Source organism: Shewanella sp. SW1 (assembly GCF_025653545.1).
GTDB classification, from domain to species: Bacteria; Pseudomonadota; Gammaproteobacteria; order Enterobacterales; family Shewanellaceae; genus Shewanella; species Shewanella oncorhynchi.
The window spans coordinates 17542-33855 of record NZ_JAKKSG010000024.1 but is presented as its reverse complement, the minus strand read 5'-3'; the positions used below and the strand labels follow the sequence as shown (position 1 = coordinate 33855).

Genomic DNA, 16314 nt, shown 5'->3' with positions numbered 1-16314 from the left:
CGAACGTCATTTTGTAATTGATTAAAAAGGTTTTTCTATACAATAAACCTTAACCTCCTATTGAGTGAGCTAACTATGAAATCGTCGAATAATCTGCAAGGTAAAGTGGCTTTTGTACAAGGTGGTAGCCGTGGTATCGGCGCTGCCATTGTTAAAAGATTGGCGAGTGACGGCGCAGCGGTTGCCTTTACCTATGTGTCATCTGAGGCCCAATCACAATTGCTGGTTGACGACGTTATCACCCATGGCGGTCAAGCTATTGCCATTAAGGCCGACAGCACAGAGCCGGAGGCGATTCGTCGTGCCATCCGCGAGACCAAAGCGCATTTCGGTGGCTTAGATATAGTGGTCAATAATGCGGGCACGTTGATTTGGGATAGCATCGAGAACCTGACGTTAGAGGACTGGGAGCGAACCATTAACACTAATGTGCGCAGTGTGTTTGTGGCGAGCCAAGAAGCCGCGCTGCACATGAATGACGGCGGCCGGATCATCAATATCGGTAGCACTAACGCTGAGCGTATTCCGTTTGTAGGTGGTGCGATTTACGGCATGAGTAAATCGGCCTTAGTCGGTTTGGCCAAAGGACTCGCGCGGGATTTAGGCCCTCGAGCTATTACGGTGAACAATATTCAGCCTGGACCTGTGGATACCGATATGAACCCTGATAACGGTGATTCATCTGAGCCCGTTAAAGCGATGGGCGCCCTAGGGCGTTTTGGTAAAGCCGAAGAGATCGCCAGCTTTGTCGCCTTTATCGCGGGTCCAGAAGCGGGCTATATCACTGGTGCGAGTTTGATGATTGATGGTGGGTTTTCTGCATAAGCTTTGTCTGTATTTATCTTTTAGGCAAAAAGTTTGATTCCAGTCATTAATAAGCCTGCACAAGAGTCACTCTGGCGGGCTTTGCTTAAGTTGTGGCTAGTTATTCAGAATCAATATGTTAGAGCATAAAAACTCGTTGAGTATGATGGTAAGAACTTAGGTCGTTGTTACTCAAATTATCTGTCAGCAAAGCGAGGTTTTATTGAAATGGTGGACTATGGCTTGAGTCAGGCAAGGCAAAATAATTTGCTTGTTGATGAACTATTGTTACAATCCGCCGGTCTTATCTTCAGCTATCTGTTGAAAGACACTCATTTTTTATCTTTATTATCAAAGAATAAGACGAAGGGAAATCCAAATTTCTAAGTTATCGACTAAGCAAACAGGCAACCTATGGGGCGTGATGGTATTTACCATTCTGACCTTGTTCTGTTTGACTCAAAATAGTGGAATACTTAACTTGTTGCTCAAGGAGTTGAGCGCGCAAGCGATGTCGGCTACGTCTTTTTCTGGTGCTGGTTTTAGCGCCAACTCAGCTTTAAACTCAAGTTCTGCTTTAAACAGCAGTTCAGCTTCAAACAATATGGCTAGCCACGCCGATGCTCAAGCGGCGAGTACTGAGCTGGTCAAAAGTGAACCTAAAAAATGTGAATTGTCTGAAAAATCGATCCGAACCTGTATCGACACTCCGAGTACCATCCCATTTCTTATCCTGCTGTTCCTACTGCCGTTACTTCCCCGCGCCTCCCGCGTGATAACACTGTTACCCATACAAGGTTATCAAGCTAAACCTAGGCGAATACATCTCACACATTGTCGCTTTCAAGAATAAAAACTTATTTATCAATTTGATAGGTGGGTTTGTTTAGGCATGTTTTCTCTCAGTCAATATTTGACTTTTCTCGCCAGTTTGCCGGTAGAAAAGAAAGTTAAGCGGCTGCAGAACATCCGATTTTACACATCACACCTCCCTATCTGACTGCTTGAACTTAAGCCTTCTATCACGCTGATGTTTCTTAAGCCATAACGATATTGGTAACCAGAACATAGCGTTAGCCAATATTTATATGGCCTAGAAGCAAGGTAAGCATGCACGCAGCATCACAGAGTCTTGTTTAACTTAGCTTGGTCTAACAGCGCTTAAGTATTGCAATGGCAAATGCTGACGATATATCGAAGAGATTAATATGCAATTTAATAACAAACAGTTAGTGCATATTTGGGGGACAAAATGAGTACATTAAAATCTATGTTAACCAGATTCTGGATACTCGCCTTGATAGTGACGAGCCCGTCGCTCATGGCGGCATCGACAGGATGGTTAGTTAACGATAATCACCCGCCAGCCAAAGTACGTTTTATGCTGACGGGCGAAGTTGATCCCGCAACGAATACTTTGCCCGCTGTACTTGAAGTACAACTTGAGGGTGATTGGAAAACCTATTGGCGCAGTCCTGGGGAAGGCGGTATTGCGCCTACCATCAAGTGGGATGGCTCTAGCAATCTACAGCAAGTGGATTGGAGATGGCCTGCGCCAGAGGAATTCTCATTATTGGGATTACAAACCTTTGGTTACAAAGGTAATACCACCTTTCCCTTAACCTTGAAAGTCGATGATATCGCTGCTCGTACTCAGCTGCGCGGCAAAGTGACCTTGTCGACCTGTACCACCATCTGTGTATTGACGGATTATCAGATTAGTCTCGACTTCACGCCTAATGCGCTGCAAGCGGATACCGATGCCATGTTGGCTTACAACAAGGCCGTGTCGCTTGTGCCACAAAAAGTGTTGACCCAAGAGGGCCAAAATCCTGCTATGACAATGGGTTGGGATGCCGCCAAAGGTCAACTTGAAGTCAGACTCAATGATGCCAACTGGCAAAGTCCAGCCGTGATTATCGATGGCGAGCCAGATACCACATTTAAGCTAGTGAGCTTAAAACCGAGTGAAAGCGATGTTAACGGCAAGCAATTGGTCGGTATTTTTAGCGGTAAAAGTTGGCTGGGTGAGCCCGAAGTCTTAGGTAAATCGCTGAACATGACTGTCGCCGATAGCGAGCGGGCGTTGGAATACAGCGCCGAGGTTAAGCCTGTGGTAATTACCCAAGAAAGCACCTCGATATTTGGCATGATTTTGTTAGCGCTTATCGGTGGTTTGATCTTAAACGTCATGCCCTGCGTGTTACCAGTGCTTGGCATGAAGCTCAGTTCAGTGGTGGCCGCGCCAGATCTTAAGCGCAATCAAATCCGCCAACAGTTCATCGCATCAGCGCTGGGGATATTGGCCTCATTCTGGTTACTCGCTGGCTTTATCTTAATGCTTAAGCTTACAGGGCAGGCGATTGGTTGGGGCGTGCAGTTCCAAAACCCTTGGTTTATCGGCTTTATGGCGCTGGTGACCACAGTTTTTGCATTCAATATGTTAGGTGTATTTGAGATTAACTTACCCTCTAACGTGCAAACCAAGTTAGCGACGACGGGCGGCAATAATAACAGCGGGCACTTTTTACAGGGCATGTTTGCGACGCTACTGGCGACACCGTGCAGTGCACCATTTTTGGGTACTGCGGTCGCCTTCGCCTTGGGCGCCGATGTACTGAGCTTGTTTGCCATCTTCACTGCGTTGGCCGTGGGTATGGCGTTCCCTTGGTTGATTGTGGCGGCATTTCCGCAAGTGGCGGGTTATTTCCCTAAACCCGGTCGCTGGATGAACACAGTCAAAGTGTTTTTCTCCGGCATGTTGCTACTCACCAGTTTGTGGCTCATTAGCCTGTTGTCCAGCTTCATTGATACAATCTACCTGTGGCCATTAGCTAGCATTATTACACTGATATTTATGGTGTTTATGGCTAAAAAAGATGGCGCGATTGCCATTGTGAGCTGCTTAGGTATCGGTATTTTACTGTCGGCGGTTATTGCATTTATGACGGTGAACCAGTGGGCTAAACCTTTACCTACGGATCTTGCTTGGACGCCATTGGATCAAGCATTGATTAATCAGCAGGTCGCCCAAGGCAAGACAGTATTTGTCGATGTGACTGCCGATTGGTGCATCACCTGTAAGGCCAATAAAGTTGGTGTGATCTTGCAAGACCCTGTTTATAGCCTGTTGCAACAGCCGCATATTTTGCCGATGAAGGGCGATTGGACTACGCCTTCTGAGCCCATTACTCACTACCTGCAAAGCCATCATCGTTTCGGGGTGCCATTCAACGTGGTTTACGGCCCGGGTGCACCGCAGGGGATTGAATTACCTGAAATTCTATCGACTGACTTTGTGCTCGCTGCGATTGAGCAGGCCTCAGCGTCCCCTGAAAAGTCATCCGTAGCGGAAGGGAAATCACGCTAACGAACAGCCATTCACTCGGACATGTCACTCGGCAATATCACTGGCGAGTCTCATTCAATAGCGAGTCGAGTGGCACTCAACAAATACTCAGGTCAGGGATAACTCTGACTTAAGACAATGGAAATCGATTATGAAACAGACAATTGAAGTACAAAACATCACTGAATCAATGCAGAAAACTCAAGCCATTGGAGGCACCCAAATGTCGAAATTTAGCTCTTTATTCAAACATCGTAAGTTACAGATGTTTGCTGTCTCGGGTGTCGCCATGACAATGCTGGTGGTTTCCTTGCCTTCGGTGAGCACTATGGCCTATGCCAAAGACAGCAGTTTATCGGCGGCCCAGCAGCAAGAGGTGCGAGCGATTCTTAAAGATGCCTTGATCAATGATCCTGACCTAATGAGGGAAGCAATTATTGCGTGGCAAGCAAGGGAGCAAGAGGGTGCCAATACAGCCATGCAAACCAGTCTTGTGACTCATCATAAAGCCATGTATGAGACCAAAAGCGATCCGTGGAAGGGCGCTGCGACACCTGAGATTGAGATGGTGTACTTCACCGATTTTAACTGCCCATACTGCAAGAAAATCGAACCTTCGCTGAACCAGCTGATTGAAGAATTTCCGCAGTTAAAAATCATAGTTAAAATGGTGCCGCTGCAGGGCGAAGGCTCCAAAATGGCAGTCGATTTTGCCCAAACGGTTTGGTTAAACGAGCCTGAAAAGTATCTCAAGGTGAAAGATATGTTGATGTCGAGTCCGCGTGGACTCGATGCCGCCGCCATCGCTAAGGTCGCTAAACTGACGGCAACCGAGCGCTGGGTCGGCAACACAGATGAGCGCGTCGCTAAAATGGTAGATAACAATGTTAATTTAATGAATGAGTTAGGTATAGGTGGCACTCCAAGTATGATAGTGGCCGATACGCTTATTCCCGGATTAGTGCCTTACGAAGTGTTAAAAGAGCAGCTTGAAGCCGCGATTGCCGCTAAAGATAAGACGCAGAAGAGCAGTTAAGATGCCGCCAAAGGAAACTGAAAATATGAGCGCCGAACAGGTTTCGACATCTTTACCTAAACGCATATTGGGCTGGATTAAGCAGCTGGCACTTTGGCTGCTCATTGCTCTTATCGTTACCAGCGTGATGGACATCTGGCGCGGCAAAGATATCCCGCGGGATAATTTGCCGCAGCTCCAAGGGACGACGTTGGCAGGGGAAGCGCTTGATATTGCCACGTTAAGTCAAGATCAGGCGGTATTAGTGTACTTCTGGGGCACTTGGTGCCCTGTGTGTAATTTTGTCAGCCCGGCAGTCAATCAAATGTCGGCCTATTACCCCGTGGTGACGGTTGCCATGAATTCGGGGGAGGATGAGAAACTGAGAAAATATCTTCAGCATCAAGGCTATGGCTTTGACACTATTAACGATAGTGACAGCAAGATTGCCCGTGATTGGTCATTGCAGGCGACGCCAACCATTATGATCTTTAAAGAGGGTGAGCTAAAACACTATACGACAGGTTTTACTAGCCTACCCGGTATGTGGTGGCGAATGATGTTCACTTAGAAGTGATACATCAGGGGCTGTTTTAAGGTAGAAAAAAAGCGCTAATCTAGGTTAGCGCTTTTGTATTATCAACTTATTTCAGGTCTAGACAAGTAGCTGAAAGCTTAGGATTTACTTCACTAAAGTGAGTAGTGGTGCCTGACTCACAACTTGGAAGTCGAGCGCCATAGTCACACTGAGCGCCGTAATAGTGATGATTGAAAAACCAAACACTTGGCGAGCCCAGCGTTGCATGTCGACGCCGTGGCGATAACCTTTTAATGCCATGGCAAGCCACCACAGGCTGGTTGCGCAGGTGACCGCCATAAAGGCGATACCTGTGTAACCCGCGAGTGGCAACAGCGCACTGACTAAGGCGAACACGGCAATATAAAGCACGATATGCAGTTTTGCTTTGGTCATGCCTTCTGCAACCGGTAGCACAGGAATATTGGCTGCCGCATAGTCATTAAAACGGAAAATCGCGATGGCATAGGAATGTGGCATCTGCCATAGGCTGAACATCAACAGCAAAATAGCCGCGCCCATGTCCATTTGCCCTGTCACACTGCAATAGCCAACCACGGGCGGTACTGCGCCCGAGAAGCTGCCAACTAAAGTGCCATACACTGAGTTACGTTTCATGTAGAGGCTATAAACCCCCACATAAACGATGTAACCAATAACGGCAAATAGCAGGGCTAATGCATTGGTAAACAAGGCTAAGATGCTAAAGCCTAACACACCTAAGGCGAGTCCAAACGCGAGTACGTTACCCACGGCAATTTCGCCCGTGACGGTCACGCGTTTGCAGGTTCGCTGCATCTTGGCGTCGATATCACGGTCAATACAGTTATTGATTGCGCAACCCGAGGCTACGACCAAGGACAATCCCACTAAGCTCGCCAGCATCAAGACCCAATTTACGTCGCCTTTGGCGGCTAATAAAAAACCGCCAGCAACGGAAATCAGATTCCCGAAAATGATGCCAGGCTTAGTGACCTGCACATACCCTTTGAAGCGTGCTTTCCATTGCGGTGACATAAATCTGTCTTGTGTTTGCATAGACTGTTTCTCGTTACATCATCAAAGCGTTGGCTTCGAGTATGATCCACACCGACAAGCCGACGACCATGACAATAATCAGGGCGGTAAACAGGAAGGAGAAGGTATTCACTTTGCCTTCTTTCGAGAAATCTAAGTGCAAGAAGTACTTAAGATGTACCACTATCTGCACTATCGCCATCACTAGCACTAAGCTAAGGGTGGTCGCTTTCTCGAAGTGATGGGTCATTACGGCCCAAAATGGAATGGCGGTTAATATCACTGACAGCACAAAGCCCATTAGATATGACTTAATGCTCGCGGCCAGATCGTCAGTGCCATGGCTATGCTTATCAGTATGACTATGTGCGCTCATTACAGTGCTCCCAATAAATACACGACCGTGAATACACAAATCCACACTATGTCGAGGAAATGCCAGAACAGGCTTAAGCAGCTCAGGCGGGTGATGCTGCGATGACCTAAACCGGTTTTCGCCACTTCAATCATCATGATCGCCATCCAAATCAGACCTGCGGTCACGTGCAAACCGTGCATACCGACAAGGGTGAAGAAGGACGACAGGAAAGCGCTGCGCTGCGGGCCATTGCCATGTTCAATCAGGTGATGGAACTCATAGACTTCCATCCCGATAAACACACAACCGAGGGCGAAGGTCACGAGTAACCAAGCCAAGGTCGCGGCTTTGTTGTGGCGCTTAGCAAAAATTAGCGCCATGCCATAGGTAATACTACTAACGAGCAGGGCGGCAGTTTCGATCAGCACAAAGTCCAATTCGAAAATGTCTTTACCCGAAACGCCACCGTCCGTGTTCATGTAGAGCACAGCATAGGTTGCGAAAACCGAGGCAAACAAAATGCAGTCGGTCATCAGGTAAATCCAAAAACCAAACAGGGTGTTGCCACTCGTATCATGGTGTTCGTGATGATCTTCTGCGTGAGCTACTTCTAAATCTGCTGGGATTGCAATACTCATATCAGCCCCTTACTACATTGTTTAAGTGGGCATTTTCAATGCGAGCCACTTCATCGGGTTGCACGTAATAGTCGACGTCATTGTTATAGGCACGGAATAAGAACACGATAAACGCGCCCACTAAGCCCACAATGGCTAACCACAGAATGTGCCAAATAGCGGCAAAACCTGCGGCAGTGATTCCCAGCGCCATTAAGATACCGCTTGAGGTATTTTTCGGCATATGGATTGGCTGATAGTGTTTGAGGCCTTGATAAGCCAAGCCTTTTTCTTTCGCATCGGTAAAGGCATCGATATCAGCAACCTGTGGCAGCTTAGCGAAGTTATAGAACTGTGGTGGTGAAGCGGTTGACCACTCTAACGTATGGCCATTCCATGGATCGCCCGTAGTATCGCGGTTTTGGTCGCGGTCACGGATACTCACGTACAGTTGGATAAACTGCAGAATGATACCAACCATGATGATGCAAGCACCCACGGCGGCTAAGTAGATCCACAGGTTCCATGCCGGGTTATCCGTATGACTAATTCGGCGCGTCATACCCATAAAGCCCAGTACGTACAGCGGCATAAAGGCCACGTAGAAACCGATTTGCCAGCACCAGAATGACGCTTTACCTAAACGCTCATTCAAGTGGAAACCTGTCGCTTTAGGGAACCAGTAAGCAAAGCCAGCTAAGTAACCAAATACCGCACCGCCAATAATAGTGTTATGGAAATGCGCGATTAAAAACAAACTGTTATGTAGAACGTAATCGGCTCCTGGTAAGGCTAATAGCACACCTGTCATACCGCCTATGGTGAAAGTCACCATAAAGCCTAGTGTCCACAACACAGGTACAGTTAACTTTAGGCGGCCACGGTAGATAGTGAACAACCAGTTAAACAGTTTTACCCCGGTTGGAACCGCAATCACCATAGTCATCACCCCGAAGAAGGCGTTGACGTTGGCACTGGAGCCCATAGTGAAGAAGTGGTGTAACCAAACGATGAAACCTAAAATTGAAATCGCACCGCTCGCCCACACCATAGAGGTGTAACCGAACAAACGCTTAGCCGTAAAGGTTGAGATCACCTCGGAGAAAATACCAAAAGCAGGCAAAATCAGGATGTAAACTTCAGGATGTCCCCACGCCCAAAATAGGTTGATATACATCATGGCGTTACCGCCACCGTCATTGGTGAAAAAGTGGAAATCCATGTAACGGTCGAGCGTTAACATGGCTAACACGGCGGTTAAGATAGGGAATGACGCGACGATCAATATGTTCGCCCACGTACAAGTCCAAGTGAAGATTGGCATTTGCATCAGCTTCATGCCTGGGGCACGCATCTTAAGTACGGTGGCGATAAAGTTCACCCCGGTTAAGGTCGTCCCTATGCCCGAAATCTGCAGTGCCCAGATATAGTAATCGACTCCAACCCCCGGACTGTAAGCCAGCTCTGAGAGGGGGGGATACGCCACCCAACCTGTCTTAGCAAATTCACCTAAACCCAATGAAATATTGATCAGCACAGCGCCAGAGGCGGTCAGCCAGAAACTGAGGTTATTCAAGAAGGGGAAGGCAACGTCGCGTGCGCCAATCTGCAGCGGCACTACTAAGTTCATTAGACCTATCATAAATGGCATCGCCATAAAGATAATCATGATCACGCCGTGGGCGGTGAAGATCTGGTCGTAATGTTCTGGCGGCAGATAACCTGCGGCGCCGTTGGTGGCAAGTGCTTGCTGGGTGCGCATCATAATGGCATCGGAGAAGCCACGAATAAGCATCACCAAAGCCAACACTATGTACATGATACCGAGGCGTTTATGGTCAACTGAGGTTAACCAATTATTCCAGAGTACACTCCATTTTTTGTGTTTAGTGATCAAGGCTGCGATATACAAACCTACCACTGCGACGACCGCTAGGGTCACCATGATGATGGGCTCGTGATACGGAATCGCATCTAAGCTTAATTTACCGAGAAATGACATGATTACTCCGCCTCCACTTTATGAGTGGATGAGTGCTCTAAGGATGAAGGTTCTGTGGATGAGTCTTGTGTTAATGACGGTACAGAAGGTGTTGAGCTATCCATGTCGGCCATGTTCTGTGTATTTTCCATCGCGTGCTCGCCTGCCATATGTGCCATGTCGTGCATACCTTTCATGTCTGCCATGTCAGATGTGTGCTCAGTGCCCATGTGTTCCATGCCTGCGTGCATGTCCATTCCTTCGTGACCTTTCATGCCCTCATGTGAGTCCATGTGCATGTATTGCATCACGATTTGGTCAAACATCCCTTTGCTCACTGAGCCAAAGTATTCAACTGGATTGTATTCACTCGGTTTAGCCAGTGTGGCATAGGCCGCTGAGTCCAATGTCTTGCCCTGTTGTTTTAACTTGGCTACCCATGCCTCAAAGTCGGCAGGTGTTTGAGTGGCAATCGCTTTAAACTTCATGCCCGCAAATCCAGCACCGCTGTAGTTAGCCGAGATACCGTCGAAGGTGCCTGGCTCGTTAGCGATTAAATGCAACTTAGTGGTCATGCCCGCCATAGAATAAATCTGGCTGCCTAACTGCGGGATGAAGAAGGAGTTCATCGCAGTGTCAGAGGTGATCTTAAAGTTCACCGGCACATTGGCTGGGAACGCCAACTCATTGACCGATGCCACGCCTTGTTCTGGATAAATGAATAACCATTTCCAGTCCAGCGACACCACTTCAACCGTGACGGGTTTCGCTTCGTGTTCTAAAGGTTTATATGGATCAAGATCATGGGTCGAACCCCAAGTGATCACACCTAGCACTATCACGATCACAATCGGCACTATCCACACTACGGTTTCAATCGCCGTTGAGTGTGCCCATTTAGGCGCATAGATTTCCTGATCACGGCCATCGCGGTATTTCCACGCGAAGTACAATGTCATGGCAATCACAGGGATAACGACAATGAGCATGAGTAGGGTGGCGACGATAATCAGGTGTTTTTCATCGATACCGATTTGGCCCTTAGGGTCCAACACACCGCCATCACAACCCGCGAGCATGAGTGCTACTGCCGCGATTGCTGCTTTACTTAATTTTCGAATTAACAAAGGAAGATTCCTCTAACCCTAAGGTTTACAACTCTGCCAAGCGTTAACCGGCAGTCGCACTAAGCGGCGTTATCTGAGCGCAAATCCTGAGACCCAAGAGGCATGACACAACAATGTGCCGCCATTCCGAGGCTAATCTAAGATCCGCTTTCAGCGCTTAATGCTTAATTTGAATTTAAAAACAGAGGGTTAAAATGGCGGAGCGCGACAACCGTGGGCGGTATGTTCGAGGGATTTTAGCCTTGGGGGTGCTAAAAAAAGTGAGGCGTTAGTTAAATTGAGATGATTGAAAAATTTGAAGCAGCAGTTGATTAAATGCCATAACTGCAGAATAACGAGGGGGTTGAGCAATAATAGGCTGAACAGACTGGCGCCGATAAACTCGACTAAAAAGCCATTGCTGAGGCTGATTAATTCACTAATATCGACACAACCGCCGATCAACACGGATAAAATGTCAGCAATAGGCAGCACAAACAATAACCCGAAAAACAGGGTTAGATTTGTCATGCTAAAGGCTGAAAGCCGAATAGTTAGGTTCAATCTTTCAACAATGAATTGGCTAAGAGCTAATTTCAATTAACGGGTCCGGCTGAACGGGAAAAGGAGTCAGTTGGCAGAACAAAAAATATTCAGCATGCAACTTTTTTATGCGGCAGGAGGATACCAAGAAGCGGCTATTGATTGAAAGCGGATCCCCACGGTAAAAGGGCTTAAGCGTTAAAAAAACCTTAATTAAAACCAAATTAAAGAAATAAATTTACAAAATTAACCGGAATTTAACTGATTTGGTTCTCATAAAATAAAAATGTGTGAGGCGCTTCATTTATTTGTTTTGGCTAAAGTTGATGTATTGGCTAAGTCATGGGGTGGATGAATACCTCGATAAACTTGCGGGTGTTAGCCAACATTTACTTTTTAGGCGTGCCGAATAGCGCTGCTGTTTTCTCTGACTCATGCGCACATGTTTACATGCTTATTTTTAATGCGAGTAAAGTTTGACTAAGCGGAATTTAGATGGGCATCTCAAATAAAAACATCAAGTTAAAACAATGGTCGTGTCAGTCATTTACGCTATTTACATTAGGTAAAACGATTATTAGACTGTGATTTTATTACTGCCCAGATATCTACTTGAGATTGAGTTAACGAGTAGGGCATTATGATTCTGAATATTGTAACTATGGCAGTTTAAAGGATTACACATAAAGTCAATTACCCCATACCTTAAGGTAAACATTTTCATCGCCTTAGCTTACATAATTGTAGGTAAACTAGGCTTGATGATTGCGTTGCCACCAGGATATTCAGCTGCCATTTGGCCTGCCGCAGGGATTGCCATTGCTGCCTGTATCCTGTGGAAAGAATATGTCCCTTGGGTGGGGGTATTTATTGGTTCGCTACTGATCAACATCAATATTGGCGGGCATATCCATTGGGGCTGGTTACCCTTTGCTATCTCGATTGGGTCTTGCATACAGGCTGTGCTTTCTGCCCATATTCTGGGACGGGTCGATCATTTATTCACCTTAGATAATCCCAATACCGTCATTAAATCCTGCTTGAGCTTAGCCTTTACTTGTATTGTGGCGACCGTTTTTGGCAACAGTGCCTTAGTGATCAACGGTACGATTCCGCCATCCGATTTACTGGGAAGTTTAGTGAATTGGTGGATAGGAGATTTGCTCGGCGCCGTGATCTTTATTCCTTTGACTATGTTGTTATTTGATAAGCGAGCTATCTGGCGTGCTCGCCGCATTCAGACGGGTGTTCCCCTGCTGGTGGGCTTTTTATTCTGCGTGGGGATTTATTACTACTCGGATATGAATCAGCGCCAACAGTTGCAGGATAAGTTTCAGATTCAATCTAATGCGATTATTAGCAATATTGAAAGTTTTCAAGATGCTAACCTCCAACAAATTGTTGCCTTAGCAAGCTTGTTCGATAATAGCGAGCAGGTTTCTGAGGATGAGTTTGTACAGTTTGGCAAACGCAATATGTTGATGAAGGATGGCTTTAGAGCTTGGTCTTGGTCACCACTTGTGGCGGCAGCCGATCAGCAAAGTTTTGAGGCATCCATTCGTTCTGTGGTTGGTGGTTCCTACAAAGTGACTCGTCCCGAAGGCTGGCAGGCGAATACTGATGGTTGGCTAGTCCCTGTGATGTATATTCAGCCACTCATAGGTAATGAAGCGGCATTGGGATTAGATCTCAATAGTGAACCAATACGAGCCGCTGCCATTGCTAAAGTGCGCGCGACCTTAGCGCCTGTGATGACGGCGAAGATCCAATTAGCACAAGATCCCAATGGCCCAGGTGGCACCTTGCTTCTAGCGCCCTCGTTCGATCGGCTGGGTAAAATCTCAGGATTTTGTTCAGCTGTGATTGATTTGCAAAGCATTATTAATGATGTTGAGAGCGTAAAGGGATTGCAGTGGAAACTCTCCGACATGAGTGCGGGCGGTGCATTGCTTTACAGCAATACCCAGAAGTCATTTCCCGCATTTAGCAGCAAGCTATTTAGCGATAAAACCGGCCAGTATTTTCAAGCAAACCTGCTGCTTGCAGATCGGCATTGGCACATAGTGATTTATCAATCCTATGCAGTGCTGATGGGCGATACTTTTAGCTTATCGTTACTTATGTTGCTCCTCGCCTTTATCACTTGTGCCGTTGTGGGCGGTATGACGCTGGTTTCCTCCGGCGAGCGCCAACGTATTGCCGAGAAAGTGACTGAAAAAACCATGGCCTTGTCGAAGGAAATTGCCCGTCGTCAGGCTTTTCAGGCTACCTTGGTACAAAGCGAGCAAAGATATCGTAATTTGTTTGATAAGGCGCCTGTAGGGCATGTGCTTAAACGTTTAGATGATGGTCAGTTTGTGGCGATTAATCCCGCATTCGAAGCCATGACGGGTTACTCACTCGATGAGTTAAATCAGCTTGACCCTTGGGATCTCACGCCAAAGCGTTATCAATTAAGTGAAACTGAGCAATTAGAACGCCTAAAGCAAACCCGTCGTTATGGCCCCTATCAGAAGCATTATGTGCATAAGAATGGCCAGTTAGTGGCAGTGCGCCTTAATGGTGCGTTAGTCACAGGCGCCGATGGTGAGCAGCTTATTCTCTTTATCGTTGAAGATATTACCGAGCAGGAGCGCACCGTTGCGCGGGTAAATCTATTGGCGCAGGTGTTCCAGCAGAGTGGTGAAGGCATCACTATCATGGATGCCAACGACATTATTGTGGATGTGAATAGTGCGTTTTCTCAGATCACCGGTTATTCCCGAGAAGAAATCATTGGTAAAAACTGCCGCTTTTTAGAGGCAGAACGTACCGACAAAGGTATTGACCCTCAAGTGCGTGCTGCCCTAGAACAAACAGGTTTCTGGCAAGGTGAAGTTTGGGACAGGCATAAGCATGGTTACGATTTCCCTAAATGGTTGATGATGTCTGTGGTGCGCGATGACGCAGGTGCTGTGAGCCATTACATCGGCAGCTTTACCGATATCAGCGAGCGTAAAGTCAGTGAGGAACGCATTCATTTCCTCGCCCACCATGATTCTTTGACGCTACTGCCTAATCGACTCAGCTTGCAGTCGCGCCTCGAAGTGGTATTCAGGGAGGCGCTGGCATCCGACAGCCAAATTGCGGTGATGTTTATCGACATGGACCATTTTAAAAATATCAACGACACCTTGGGGCATCATGTGGGCGATCAACTCTTGTTAGAGGTCGCGCGTCGTTTGAAAAACATTGTTGGTGATACTGACACTGTGGCGCGTCTGGGTGGCGATGAGTTTGTGGTCGCATTATCTAATACGAACCATGATAAGGTGGCCAGTTTAGCCGAGGCGCTGCGCAGTGGTTTGAGTCAAACCTATATCATTAATAATCAAGCATTACATTCATCGCCAAGTATAGGCATCAGTTTATTCCCGACCGATGGTGACAGTGTTGAAGCCCTAATGAAAAACGCCGATATGGCCATGTACCGCGCCAAATCGGCGGGACGCAATAACTATCAATTCTTTACTGCGGCGATGAACACTTTGATCACTGAGCGCCAGCATATTGAAACTGGCCTGAGGCAAGTGTTAGCAAACGACGAATTACGACTGCATTATCAACCACAAATTGATATTAGAAGCGGGCAAGTGGTCAGTGTCGAAGCGCTTGTGCGCTGGCAGCATCCCGAATTTGGCATGATAGCGCCTGACCGCTTTATTCCCATTGCCGAAGAGATCGACATGATCATCCCAATTGGCCAATGGGTGTTAGAAACGGCGATGGCGCAGCTTGCTGTCTGGCGCGCTGCGGGTGCCACTGAGTTGCGAATGGCAGTGAATCTGTCAGCGCATCAACTCCGTAAGGATACGATAGTCGCCGATATTACCAATGTGCTGGTGAAGCATAAGTTGGGCAAAGGCGCACTGGAGCTGGAGATTACCGAGAGTGTGGCGATGCAATATCCTGGGCAGAATGCGCGCCTATTAGCGGAATTGCGCCAACATGGTATCGAGCTCGCTATCGATGATTTTGGTACAGGATATTCCTCTTTATCCTATTTGAAACTCTTGCCCTTAGACAGGTTAAAGCTCGACCGATCCTTTGTGAAGGATATTGAGACCGACTCAAACGATGCAGCCATTAGCGCTGCAACTATTTCTATGTCCCATGAATTGGGGTTAACTGTGGTCGCTGAAGGGGTTGAAAACGAGGCGCAATTGGTATTATTGTCGAGCATGGGGTGCGACTTAGTGCAAGGGTTTTACTTTAGTAAACCCTTAGCGGCAGAAGAGTGTTTCCGCTTTATCCAGCGTAATTTATAACGGCAGAGTGTTGTTGTTTTTCTAATGCTGGCGCAGAGTTGGACTATACTTGAGTTCGCATTATGCATGCGTTAATCAAAATACTAAGGATGGTTTTATGCAAGTCATCTTCACTAAAGGTACTCAGCGTTATGGCCAGTTGCGCTGTGTGCGCATGGACGGTAGTGCGACCCAAACCCAAATGCCAGAACAAGGTATAGCACCTCACGATATGATCCACTATGTGGTTGAAAAACGCCTGCATATTCAAGGCGCTTTCTTCTCGCAGATCAGAGCTGGCGCCGATATCAGCTTTACCTTAGAGCATAATGAAACCTCCCGCGCCATCGCTGATAAAACGGAGGTGTGGCAAACCGAATCCATAGTTGAGACCCTGCAGTCGCTACTGTGGTCGGGTGAAACGCCAACCTATGACGGCTTTATTTATCTGTTAGAGCAAGCCTGCAGCAGTCGAGACTTAGCCGTTCCTACTGTTAACCAAACAGATTTTGATCATATTCTCAATGAGATTATGGATTTGAGTGTTGAGTGGCAGGGAATGGGAGAAGGTCAGTCCTTGACCTTGAAGTTCTAAGCGATTTAAAAATAAGTGACTTAAAAAACAAAGAGCGCAGATAACTGCGCTCTTTGTTTTACTGCG

13 protein-coding genes are annotated in these 16314 nt (G+C 47.0%); 7 read left to right on the top strand and 6 right to left on the bottom strand.

Annotated elements, in window-relative coordinates; translation table 11 throughout:
- Positions 1-75 precede the first annotated feature (75 nt).
- From L5M71_RS19095 to L5M71_RS19075, 5 genes are all read left to right on the top strand, one after another.
- Positions 76-825, top strand: a complete 750-nt coding sequence (locus L5M71_RS19095) for a 3-oxoacyl-ACP reductase family protein (RefSeq protein ID WP_263209045.1) — start codon at positions 76-78, stop codon at positions 823-825.
- A 403-nt stretch (positions 826-1228) separates the two neighbouring features.
- On the top strand, positions 1229-1657 hold the full coding sequence (locus L5M71_RS19090; protein WP_105250689.1) for a hypothetical protein: 429 nt from the start codon (positions 1229-1231) through the stop codon (positions 1655-1657).
- Between the two features lie 399 nt (positions 1658-2056).
- The gene (locus tag L5M71_RS19085; RefSeq protein WP_263209042.1) at positions 2057-4174 is read left to right on the top strand and encodes a protein-disulfide reductase DsbD family protein; all 2118 of its coding nucleotides are present in this window, start codon (positions 2057-2059) and stop codon (positions 4172-4174) included.
- Positions 4175-4304: 130 nt separating this feature from the next.
- Complete coding sequence (locus L5M71_RS19080) at positions 4305-5189, top strand: thioredoxin domain-containing protein (protein ID WP_263209040.1); 885 nt, start codon at positions 4305-4307, stop codon at positions 5187-5189.
- 25 nt (positions 5190-5214) lie between these two features.
- Positions 5215-5739, top strand: a complete 525-nt coding sequence (locus L5M71_RS19075; protein ID WP_263196412.1) for a protein disulfide oxidoreductase — start codon at positions 5215-5217, stop codon at positions 5737-5739.
- 111 nt (positions 5740-5850) lie between these two features.
- Here the strand turns inward: L5M71_RS19075 and cyoE are convergent, their stop codons facing one another.
- The 6 genes from cyoE to L5M71_RS19045 all read right to left on the bottom strand — a co-directional run bounded on the left by cyoE (position 5851) and on the right by L5M71_RS19045 (position 11424).
- A complete protein-coding gene (gene cyoE / locus L5M71_RS19070) occupies positions 5851-6783 on the bottom strand; it encodes a heme o synthase (protein WP_263209038.1) in 933 nt (310 codons plus the stop codon).
- 13 nt (positions 6784-6796) lie between these two features.
- Positions 6797-7138: a cytochrome o ubiquinol oxidase subunit IV gene (cyoD, locus tag L5M71_RS19065; RefSeq protein ID WP_263162517.1), complete on the bottom strand. Its 342-nt coding sequence runs from the start codon at positions 7136-7138 to the stop codon at positions 6797-6799.
- Complete coding sequence (gene cyoC / locus L5M71_RS19060; protein WP_011787513.1) at positions 7138-7758, bottom strand: cytochrome o ubiquinol oxidase subunit III; 621 nt, start codon at positions 7756-7758, stop codon at positions 7138-7140. Before cyoC ends, cyoD begins: the two co-directional genes overlap by 1 nt.
- A gap of 1 nt (position 7759) precedes the next feature.
- Positions 7760-9739, bottom strand: coding sequence for a cytochrome o ubiquinol oxidase subunit I (gene cyoB / locus L5M71_RS19055; RefSeq protein WP_263209036.1), 1980 nt, complete (start codon positions 9737-9739; stop codon positions 7760-7762).
- A gap of 2 nt (positions 9740-9741) precedes the next feature.
- Entirely contained in the window at positions 9742-10845 is a 1104-nt protein-coding gene (gene cyoA, locus L5M71_RS19050; protein ID WP_263141412.1) for a ubiquinol oxidase subunit II, read from the bottom strand.
- Positions 10846-11034: 189 nt separating this feature from the next.
- Positions 11035-11424, bottom strand: coding sequence for a hypothetical protein (locus tag L5M71_RS19045; protein ID WP_317630053.1), 390 nt, complete (start codon positions 11422-11424; stop codon positions 11035-11037).
- 626 nt (positions 11425-12050) lie between these two features.
- Here L5M71_RS19045 and L5M71_RS19040 point away from each other — a divergent pair.
- Positions 12051-15674: an EAL domain-containing protein gene (locus tag L5M71_RS19040; RefSeq protein WP_263209141.1), complete on the top strand. Its 3624-nt coding sequence runs from the start codon at positions 12051-12053 to the stop codon at positions 15672-15674.
- Between the two features lie 97 nt (positions 15675-15771).
- Positions 15772-16248 carry a cytoplasmic protein gene (locus L5M71_RS19035; RefSeq protein WP_113940220.1) on the top strand — a complete coding sequence of 159 codons (477 nt, stop codon included), beginning with the start codon at positions 15772-15774 and terminating at the stop codon, positions 16246-16248.
- Positions 16249-16314: the final 66 nt, after the last annotated feature.

What these genes read in the sequence shown, in the direction of transcription:
- L5M71_RS19095 (WP_263209045.1), top strand. Translation starts at nt 76, where the DNA reads ATGAAATCGTCGAATAATCTGCAAGGTAAAGTGGCTTTTGTACAAGGT.
- L5M71_RS19090 (WP_105250689.1), top strand. Translation starts at nt 1,229, where the DNA reads ATGGTATTTACCATTCTGACCTTGTTCTGTTTGACTCAAAATAGTGGA.
- L5M71_RS19085 (WP_263209042.1), top strand. Translation starts at nt 2,057, where the DNA reads ATGAGTACATTAAAATCTATGTTAACCAGATTCTGGATACTCGCCTTG.
- L5M71_RS19080 (WP_263209040.1), top strand. Translation starts at nt 4,305, where the DNA reads ATGAAACAGACAATTGAAGTACAAAACATCACTGAATCAATGCAGAAA.
- L5M71_RS19075 (WP_263196412.1), top strand. Translation starts at nt 5,215, where the DNA reads ATGAGCGCCGAACAGGTTTCGACATCTTTACCTAAACGCATATTGGGC.
- cyoE (WP_263209038.1), bottom strand. Translation starts at nt 6,783, where the DNA reads ATGCAAACACAAGACAGATTTATGTCACCGCAATGGAAAGCACGCTTC.
- cyoD (WP_263162517.1), bottom strand. Translation starts at nt 7,138, where the DNA reads ATGAGCGCACATAGTCATACTGATAAGCATAGCCATGGCACTGACGAT.
- cyoC (WP_011787513.1), bottom strand. Translation starts at nt 7,758, where the DNA reads ATGAGTATTGCAATCCCAGCAGATTTAGAAGTAGCTCACGCAGAAGAT.
- cyoB (WP_263209036.1), bottom strand. Translation starts at nt 9,739, where the DNA reads ATGTCATTTCTCGGTAAATTAAGCTTAGATGCGATTCCGTATCACGAG.
- L5M71_RS19035 (WP_113940220.1), top strand. Translation starts at nt 15,772, where the DNA reads ATGCAAGTCATCTTCACTAAAGGTACTCAGCGTTATGGCCAGTTGCGC.